Annotated in this window: 9 protein-coding genes; 7 read left to right on the top strand and 2 right to left on the bottom strand. The window is 52.0% G+C overall.

From position 1 onward, the window contains the following. Positions 1 to 227: 227 nt before the first annotated feature. Both xylB and AC5JO6_RS04550 read right to left on the bottom strand, forming a co-directional pair. Positions 228 to 1,697 (bottom strand): xylulokinase, encoded by a 1,470-nt coding sequence (gene xylB, locus AC5JO6_RS04555; RefSeq protein WP_496079853.1) that lies wholly within the window; start codon positions 1,695 to 1,697, stop codon positions 228 to 230. A gap of 310 nt (positions 1,698 to 2,007) precedes the next feature. Continuing rightward, on the bottom strand, positions 2,008 to 3,069 hold the full coding sequence (locus AC5JO6_RS04550) for a hypothetical protein (protein ID WP_496079852.1): 1,062 nt from the start codon (positions 3,067 to 3,069) through the stop codon (positions 2,008 to 2,010). Between the two features lie 346 nt (positions 3,070 to 3,415). Here AC5JO6_RS04550 and AC5JO6_RS04545 point away from each other — a divergent pair, with 346 nt between their 5' ends. The 7 genes from AC5JO6_RS04545 (at position 3,416) to AC5JO6_RS04515 (ending at position 9,381) form a co-directional block, all read left to right on the top strand. Further along, positions 3,416 to 4,339 carry a ChaN family lipoprotein gene (locus AC5JO6_RS04545; protein ID WP_496079851.1) on the top strand — a complete coding sequence of 308 codons (924 nt, stop codon included), beginning with the start codon at positions 3,416 to 3,418 and terminating at the stop codon, positions 4,337 to 4,339. 87 nt (positions 4,340 to 4,426) lie between these two features. Next, on the top strand, positions 4,427 to 4,624 hold the full coding sequence (gene rpmI, locus AC5JO6_RS04540; protein ID WP_496079850.1) for a 50S ribosomal protein L35: 198 nt from the start codon (positions 4,427 to 4,429) through the stop codon (positions 4,622 to 4,624). Positions 4,625 to 4,721: 97 nt separating this feature from the next. Then, positions 4,722 to 5,087 (top strand): 50S ribosomal protein L20, encoded by a 366-nt coding sequence (rplT, locus tag AC5JO6_RS04535; RefSeq protein WP_496079849.1) that lies wholly within the window; start codon positions 4,722 to 4,724, stop codon positions 5,085 to 5,087. A gap of 19 nt (positions 5,088 to 5,106) precedes the next feature. Then, positions 5,107 to 5,895: a transporter substrate-binding domain-containing protein gene (locus AC5JO6_RS04530; RefSeq protein ID WP_496079848.1), complete on the top strand. Its 789-nt coding sequence runs from the start codon at positions 5,107 to 5,109 to the stop codon at positions 5,893 to 5,895. A 134-nt stretch (positions 5,896 to 6,029) separates the two neighbouring features. Continuing rightward, complete coding sequence (locus AC5JO6_RS04525; RefSeq protein WP_496079847.1) at positions 6,030 to 6,557, top strand: tetratricopeptide repeat protein; 528 nt, start codon at positions 6,030 to 6,032, stop codon at positions 6,555 to 6,557. A 196-nt stretch (positions 6,558 to 6,753) separates the two neighbouring features. Continuing rightward, entirely contained in the window at positions 6,754 to 8,586 is a 1,833-nt protein-coding gene (locus AC5JO6_RS04520; RefSeq protein ID WP_496079846.1) for a proline--tRNA ligase, read from the top strand. A gap of 3 nt (positions 8,587 to 8,589) precedes the next feature. Further along, a complete protein-coding gene (locus AC5JO6_RS04515; protein WP_496079845.1) occupies positions 8,590 to 9,381 on the top strand; it encodes an LmeA family phospholipid-binding protein in 792 nt (263 codons plus the stop codon). Positions 9,382 to 9,534 lie beyond the last annotated feature (153 nt).

Raw genomic sequence — 9,534 nt, 5'->3', positions numbered from 1 at the left:
CTGCTGTTTCAGCCTATTGTGCTACGCTGCCTAATTGGATAAAGTCGAGCTTAGAACTCTGTGAATGCAGCTTAGAACTCGGAACATTGACATCAGAACTGAGAGCGTTGAGCTTAGAACTCGGAGGGTCGCGCCTGGAGCTTGAAAGAGGTGATCAAAAACCCGATTTCTGGAGCAATTTGTTAAGACGTTCCTGTAACCTCTTGCAAGAAACTGAGTTTTTACCTCTAGCGCCAACGATCGCGCCATTCGTGCAGGTGAGGGTAGAGAGACTGAAAGCGCTCCCAGGCAGCCATAAGATTGGCATCGGGCGATCGTGGCATCACAGGGTTGGGCTGGATTGGCACCTGAGGCAGCGCTTGCACATCGGCATAGATGCCACTCCCCATACCTGCCAGAATCGCAGCACCACGAGCGGAGGCAGCGGAAACCGTCACGCCATACAGCGGTACTTGCAGAACATCCGCAAGCAATTGCCGCCAAACAGGTTCTAGAGTGCCGCCGCCTGCCAGTCGTAGTTCGGTAACGTTGCTACCTGTAGCAGCGATCGCCTCCAGTCCCTGCTTAATCGCAAACGCAACGCCTTCAAGCGCTGATCGCATCAGGTGCGATCGAGTGTGATGCAAGCCCAACCCAACCCATGCACCGCGCGCATTCGGATCGAGGTGAGGCGTTCGTTCGCCCGTAAAGTAGGGCAAGAACGTCAGCCCTTCGCAGCCAGGAACAACGTTAAAAGTGTCAGCGTACACCTGCTGCCAGCTCAAATCCAAAAGGTGGCGCACCCATTCCAGTGCCAGTCCTGCGTTTTGCATGGCGGCGAGGGTATACCACTGGTCAGGAAGTGCAGTGCGATACAGATGTGTGCGAATCGGTGAATCGGCGATCGGCTGCGATCGTGGCGTAACAATCTGCGCTCCAGAACCGACGGTTAGCTGCATAGTGCCTGACGTTAAAAGACCACTACCCAACATGGCAGCCGCCGTATCAGCCGCGCCTGCAATGACGGGCAACCCCGATCGCAAGCCGAGATGTGCGGCAGCGACAGCGGTTAGGGTTCCTGCAATACAGGTGGAGGGTATCAGGGTTGGCAACCAATCAGAACGAAGATGCAGTGCATCTAAAACATCGATCGCCCAGCAATCATGCAATACATCGTAAAGCAGCGTTCCAGACGCATCCGATGCCTCAGCAGCGACCGCTCCAGTCAATTGCAAGCGTAGCCAGTCTTTGGGTTGAAGCGCCCAACGAGCCGTTGCATAAACGTCTGGTTCCTGCGCCTGTAACCACAGCAAGGTTGCACCTGCCATCCCTGTCGTCACGGGGTTAGCAAGCTGTTTCTGCAATGTGGGAGACAGCGCACGGTAACGATCGAGTGCGTGGCTCGATCGCGTGTCTGCCCAGAGAATGGCAGGACGCAGCGGTTCACCCTTCGCATCCGTCAGCACCACGCCATGCATTTGACCCGAAAGCCCGATCGCCTCCACATGATCGTCTGGCATACAGTCGCCCTGATTCTGCATGACTGTGCTGACCGCGATCGCTACTGCTTCCCACCATGCGGCTGGATGCGTCTCCGCCCATCCTGGCTGTGGTGCTTGTACCTTGTAGGCATGAGAAGCTTCAGCAATGACCGTGCCATCGATCGCCAACAGCAGCGCTTTCGCCGACCCCGTACCTAGATCAAGACCGAGCAACATAGGTAGAGAGGCTAAAAGCTTGTAGAAAAATAACTGCACCGCTGGGGTAGCTATCAGCTATTAGCTATCAGCTATCAGCTATTAGCTATCAGCTATCAGCTATCAGCTATCAGCTATCAGCTATCAGCTATCAGCTATTCCAACGTTACTAGATGTAACCCAGAAAGCTAGGTCGTATCCACTGGCTGCTGGCATCCTACGCTGACCGCTGACCGCTGACCGCTGACCGCTCTAACCGCTGACCGCTGACCGCTGACCGCTGACCGCTGACCGCTAACCGCTGACCGCTGACCTTACTTCCCGACAGACTCTAAGCACTTTGAAAGACTTCATTAGAGAACATTTCTGTGAGTGCGCCCAAGTAGGGTAGAAAAATTGCTACGTCATTGGGTGAAAGACGATCGTGCATTTCCCAGCCGATCGCCTGTAGCATCTCCTGGACAAGCCTCCAACTTACTTTCAAGCGTGGATACAGCATGGCGCAGAGAGGAAACAACTCACGCTGTACAGACTCGATGCTATCTTCCAGCACACACAAGCAGAGGTAGACCTGAAACATCTCCACATCACGGATGCTGGACGTTCTTACCTGTGGGGAACTGAGTAATCCGCTGTAGGTCGCATAGTTAGGAGATTGACGACACGCTTGCCTACAGACTTCCTGGGCAATCCGGGTGCTGATTGGCAATAGGTGCTGCACGCTTCGTAGAGCTGGAGACGTTTGTGGATGATTGCCAGCCGCTTCATAAGCAGCCCGAAGCGGCATATATAAATGGTCATCCATCACTTTGAAGTAAGGTTCTAGCAGTAGTCGCTCTGCCGATGAGAGGCTTTCGAGCAGCGTTTGTCCGGTGTAGTGAAACTGCATACTGACGAAGCCGATCGCCCGTGGATCATCCGCTGTATACTTCTGCCGCACTCGCCCAAACTCGCCGCCAACCAGCACCGACAGGCGACGAGGGGTGACGCGATCGCCATAGGCAACCAACGCTTTCTCAAACAACGCATGAGAATCAGCCGCAATTTGCCAAGGATTAATTACGTTTAGATCAATGCCATGACGACGGACTTCTTCGGCTAGGAGGTTTTCGGTCAACGACCATGCCTGGGCACTGGCTAACTTCAGGTTTTGCTTCAAATGATTGGCTGTACGAACGCGCCCTTCCTGTGACGCAATCTCGGCTAAATCAGCACTTTTGCGAAGTCGCTCTGCCTCATCACGGGTGGTCACAGAGATAATGTAATTCTTTGCCCAGAGCGCTGCTAAAGACGAAATTTTGGTTGGCGTTTTTCCAAGTTTCGACTCTGCAATGGAGTTTTTAGCGTCAAGAGACTGAGATTGCGTCGAAGTGGATGCAGCCGAAGGAGCCATTTTCTTATCCAAACTCATCATGATTAAACCAGCCAATCAGTACAGAGAGAGCACACATATCGGACTCTACTTTGGGGGCATGGTTGAGTCCTACTTGGAAATTGGAATCAGTATGCTGTACGTAGGTATCAGAAAACAACGACTCAGTTACGATTATTTACTTTTAATTAGGATTAGTTAATGTTGCTTGCGTAGAAATGCTTGAGCACCTGTTACGAATGGCTACATCTGCACTCAAGACGGACAGAGATCGGCTGCATAAGCGGACACCAGACTCAATGTGTGGAAGTCTAAAAGCCATTTGACCACTAAATTTCAAGATTAAATTCTGACTAAAAAATTCGCAATGCTAACGAATCAAAGCACCCAATTTGTAGCGTGGTTTCTGAGCCTTTTTATACTGTGTACACTGCCAACTGTAGCTGCACCGCTTGTTACTAAGAACGTTGCACTCGTCGCGTTCAATCTTCGCCAACAGCAACAAGAAGACCCGGCGATCGTGCTCCAGAAGCTAGCGCAAGCAGACGTAGTTTACTTAGGCGAAACTCACGATCGCCCTGCCGACCATCAGGCACAGCTTGAAATCATTCAGGCATTGCAGCGGTTGCGACCCAAACTGGCGATCGGTATGGAAATGTTTCAGCGCCCCTATCAATCGGTCTTAAATCGCTACTTAGCAGGTGCGCTCACAGAGGCGGAACTGCAAGCCCAGAGTCAGTATCAAAAACGCTGGGGCTACCCCTGGAACTACTACGTACCGATTCTCCGTTTCGCCCAAAGCAACCAGTTGCCTGTTGTTGCACTCAACACTCCCACAGAGGTTACTCGTAAAACCGCTCGCACCGGGCTGGAGAGTCTGACGTTAATCGAACGACGTTTCATTCCCCCTCCATCGGCAGTCGTTCTCGGTCCGCAGGCGTATCGCGATCGCATCCAACAAATTCATGCTGATCATAGTGGCAGCGCGAGCGTCAATTTGGAGCGATTCTTTCAGGCACAAGTGCTTTGGGACGAAACGATGGCTGAACGCATCGCCCAAACGCTGCAACAACAGCCAGGAACACTCGTGGTCGTTCTGGTCGGTCAGGGACACATTCTTTACGGAGACGGCATTCCAAAGCGGGTTGCTCGACGAGTTCAGGGAATCCGATCGCGCACACCGCTCACTCAGATTTCGCTCCTACTGAATGCTGATGTACCAGAGATTCGGCGCGATCGCCAAATTGCTGACTACATCTGGTCTGCGTCAGCAAAGTCTGAGGAGCCGTGATGTCGATTACGAAATACTCTCACAATAAGCTTGCACTTTCTGCCCTGTGGATAGTACGATGGGAGACTGTGTTAATTAAAGCGACCCATGCCAAAGCTAAAATCTCGCAAAGCAGCCGCTAAGCGCCTGAGAGCCAGCGGAACTGGGAAAATCATGCGCCGCAAAACGTTCAGAAGTCACCTGCTTGAGCACAAAAGCGCTTCTCGCAAGAGACGGCTTGCAGGCGTAGCGGTCGTCAACGAACGGGATGAGGCGAACGTTCGCCTGATGCTTCCTTATCTTTAAGATTGAGTGACTCGTGTTGAGTTAAGCTGTTTAGCTCGACTGTCGCTCAAATTCAGACCGCCAGTTTAAGATTTAGAACCTCAAGGACTTTGTAACGATGACACGGGTAAAGCGCGGCAATGTCGCTCGCAAGCGCCGCAAAAAGATTCTGAAGCTGGCGAAAGGGTTCCGGGGATCGCACTCTCGGCTGTTCCGCACAGCAAATCAGCAGGTCATGAAGGCACTGCGAAATGCCTACCGCGACCGTCGTAAACGGAAGCGCGATTTTCGTCGCCTCTGGATTACCCGCATTAATGCGGCTTCGCGTCAGCACGGCTTGAGCTACAGCCAGTTCATGGGTAGTCTCAAGAAGGTAAATATTCAAATCAACCGCAAAATGCTGTCACAGATGGCAATTCTTGATCCGGCTGGTTTTAGCAAGGTTGTAGAAGTCGTGAGCCAAGCGGTAAAGAAGGCAGCCTGAGATAGATTTTGCTGCTGGCATGACGATGAAACTGTCTACGCTTTTTAGCGGTATTTTAGGCTTTGGCGTTGTGGGGTCACTGTTTTCAGTGATCCCACTTTGCGTGGCAGCGGATCTGCAAACGATTCAGCAGCGCGGGCGTTTGATTGTGGCAGTTAAAGCCGATCTTCGTCCTCTAGGTTTTCGAGCAAACGGCGGTCAGCTTCAGGGGTTAGAAATTGACATTGCCCAGCGGCTGGCACAGGAGCTACTGGGACGAAAAGACGCTCTTGAGCTTCAGACTGTCAGCAACCCGGATCGTCTTGCTGCCGTGTTGGGCGGCAAAGTCGACATTACAATCGCCCATGTGACTGGCACATCCTTGCGATCGCGCCTGGTTAGCTTGAGCGTCCCGTATTATCTGGATGGCACTGCCCTTGTCACTCGTGATGCCTCAGTACAGCGTATGGCTGACGTTGGCAAGCGCACGATCGCAGTGCTGGATGGCTCCAGTACCATTGCAACCCTTCGTTATCGCTTGCCCGAAGCCAATCTTATCAGCGTGTCCTCCTACGATGCTGCCCACACGTTGCTTGAAAAGGGCGACGCGATCGCCTTCGCAGGGGATGCCAGCGTCTTAACTGGATGGGTACAGGAGTTTCCGTCTTATCGCCTGCTCACGCCGACCCTTTCGGCAGAGCCACTGTGCATTGTGATGCCAAAAGGGTTGCAATATACTGATTTACACTCACGGATCAATCAAATCATTGCTCGTTGGACAGCCGAGGACTGGCTACGAGAACGCGCTACTTACTGGGGACTACCCTAGTTAGATGAGTCGTACTGCCGCTTCACAAAAGATCAGTTGCCGCTAAGTCACAGCCTCTCTTGCCGCACACCTTTTTGCGGTAAAGTAGATGTGATGCTGCTTTTGACTGTTATACGATCGCTCTACAATCCGATATGAACACCTCATTTCCGATCGTTTATGTTTCCTTATTGCTGGTGTTGCTATCGCTGGCTGGCTGGGCAGTTTTAAGCCAAATCTTGAAGACACGCAAGGTAGAACTAGCGCTTGCGAAGCTTCAGTCGAAGCTTTCTAAAGAGGCAGGCACTGCTCAGGAGTACTACGAACTCGGCAGCATTTATTTAGATAAGAAAATTTATTCTCAAGCCACTATGCTCTTTCAGAAAGCGCTAAAGGCAGACGATTTGCAGGAGCCAGAAAGCCCACCCATTTACAATGCTCTAGGCTTTGCCTACTTTTCTCAAGAACAATACGACTTAGCCATCCGTCAGTATAAGGAAGCACTCAAAATCGAGCCGAACTATGTCACAGCGCTCAACAACATTGGTCATGCGTACGAGCGCAAGCAGCTGGCTGCTCAAGCGTTGGAGGTTTATGAACAGGTTCTAGAAGTAGAACCGAAAAACCCTACCGCCAGCCGTCGTGCTGAATCGCTACGCAAGCGTTTTGTGCCGTCTACTTAGATGACTTGGTGGTTTTGGCGGCTAACGGTTCCACCCATTTCGCTATCCTCGTGTGATGAACCCCTGCTGCAAACGCCGGTTTTTTTTGTTCATTTGTAAGATTGCATGTAATGGTTCTACAGAAGGAAACAAATCCAGTACATAGGATGTTCTAAACTGAAAAGATTGGTGACTGAATCGGAAAAGGAAATCGGCAATGCGACTGTCTCAGATGCTGTTTGTGACGCTTCGAGAAGACCCAGCAGAGGCGGAAATTCCCAGCCATAAGCTGCTGTTGCGAGCAGGCTATATTCGGCGTATTGCAGGTGGTGTTTATGCCTATCTGCCGCTGATGTGGCGAGTCTTGCAGAAAGTATCGCAGATTGTACGCGAGGAGATGGCAGCGGCAGGGGCACAAGAATGTCTGCTGCCTCAGCTTCAACCTGCCGAACTGTGGCGCGAATCTGGACGGTGGGATACTTACACAAAAGCGGACGGCATCATGTTTTCGCTCATCGATCGCCAGCAGCGCGAGATGGGCTTGGGACCAACGCACGAAGAGGTGATCACGACGATCGCCCGTGACATGATTCGCTCCTACCGCCAGTTACCGCTCAACCTTTACCAGATCCAAACTAAGTTTCGGGACGAAATTCGTCCCCGCTTTGGTTTGATGCGTGGGCGCGAGTTCATTATGAAAGATGCCTACTCGTTTGATGCTGATGAAACAGGACTCAAGCGGCAGTATGACAAGATGCATACGGCGTACTGCAATATTTTGCAGCGCTGTGGTCTGGCATTTCGGGCAGTGGATGCCGATTCGGGCGCGATCGGTGGCTCTGGCTCCCAGGAATTTATGGTGCTGGCAGACGCTGGTGAAGATGAAGTCCTTTACACTGACGATGGCAAGTATTCTGCCAACGTAGAGAAAGCGGTTTCTTTGCCTTCGGATGCAGAACCATCGCCCTTCAAAACGTATGAGAAGTTGGAAACTCCTGGCACTGAAACGATCGCGAAACTCGCTCAATTACTCAAATGCTCTCCCAGTGCGATCGTTAAAAATGTCCTTTACCAGGCAGTTTACGATAGCGGTAGGGTAGTTCTGGTGCTGATCAGCCTTCGAGGCGACCAGGAAGTAAACGAAATCAAGCTGCAAAATGAGTTGACGAAGCTGGCAGACCAGTACGGCAGTCAGACCGTTCTGTCGTTGACTGTGCCAGATGCAGAGGCTCAGGAAAAGTGGGCAACAAAGCCGTTACCATTGGGTTACATCGCGCCCAATCTAGACGATTCTTACATCAAAGCTCCCAAACCGATGCCAGCGGGTCAGGTAGCGGTCAATCCTGTGACTCCGAAATTCCTGCGGTTGGTGGATAAGACCGCTACTGAACTGACGCATTTTGTCACAGGCTCTAACGAGTCTGGCTATCACATTGTGGGTGCAAATTGGGGCACAGACTTTGAGTTGCCTAAGCTTGTTGTGGATGTGCGGAAGGCGATCGCGGGCGATCGCGCCCTCCACGATCCCATACAAACGCTGAAAACCGCGAGAGGCATCGAAATTGGACACATCTTCCAGCTTGGCACTAGGTATTCTCAAGCGCTGGGAGCCACGTATACCAATGAACAGGGTGAAGAAAAGCCTCTGGTGATGGGCTGCTACGGTGTCGGTGTCTCTCGTTTGGCGCAAGCGGCGGTCGAGCAATCCTATGACAAAGATGGCATTGTGTGGACCACTGCGATCGCTCCATATCAAGCGATCGTGGTGATCCCCGACATCGCCAAAGCCGAGCAGGTGCAGGCTGCCGAGACGCTCTACGACGAACTCAGTCAAGCGGGGATTGAAACCTTGCTGGACGATCGCAACGAACGGGCAGGCGTTAAATTCAAAGACGCGGATCTGATTGGCATTCCCTACCGGATTGTGACCGGGCGATCGCTCCAGCAAGGCAAGGTCGAAGTCGTCAAACGTGCGACTAAAGAAGCTCAAGAAATCCCACTTGAAGATGTTGTGACGACCTTAAAACAGTGGCTTGCGGAGAAGAACTAAGCTTTGGAATTTCTGACCATCTTTCTCTCTAGCTTGATCACACTGATTGCTCCAGCAGGGTTTGTGGTCGATCGCGTTGCCCAAAATGCCATTCGCAAGCAATTTACCTCTGTCGAACAATTGGAAGTCCGCATTGACAATGCGCCTAGCTACCAGATTGTGCAGGGCAAAGCCGATCGGGTGCGAATCGCCGGACGTGGACTGTTTCTCGCTCAAGACATTCGCCTGGATACACTGGAGCTAGAAACTGATCCAATTCAACTGGATGCCCGTCGGCTGCAACGCGGGAGACCACGCCTGGAAAAACCGCTCCGAGCAGGAGTACGGTTAGTCATCACTCAGGACGATCTGAATCGAGCGCTGCGATCGCCCACCGTCCTCAAACGTCTCACGTCCCTCGGCATCAACGCACTGGGGCAACGAGCAACGAGGCAACGCGTCCAGCAGTATACCTTGCTCAATCCTCGCATTGCCTTGCTCGCTAACCAGCGGCTTCAGATTCAGGCTGAGCTACAGGAAGCGGGTGATCCCGCGACGTTAAAAATCATGGCAGAGTCGGGTATTGAAATCATTGCAGGGCGGCAGTTGCGGCTCATTAATCCGCTGGTGAGGCTCAATGATGAAGCGGTGCCAGAACAGGTGGTGCGATCGATCGCTCAGGGGATCAGCGCACAGTCTGACTTGAGGCAGCTAGAAAAATCTGAAACAACAGCAAGAATTTTGCAATTGCAGGTGACACCCAAGCAAATTAATCTTGCTGCGTTCGTCCAACTCACTCCAGCACAGTCACGTTAGCTTGCAGACAGTGCTATCTACAGGCAAAACCTACCCAACTCATCTCTAGCTCTCAGCCCGTTACTTAAAAATATTTCCATGTTTCCGTAATCGCGCTGAGTAGACTGTAGTTACTTAGGAAGCCCCTTCACATCGCTTGCTATTTGTAAGGAG

It is taken from the genome of Tildeniella sp. (assembly GCF_059505325.1).
The sequence above is the reverse complement of the archived record's forward strand: the minus strand, read 5'-3'. Positions and strand labels throughout refer to the sequence as shown.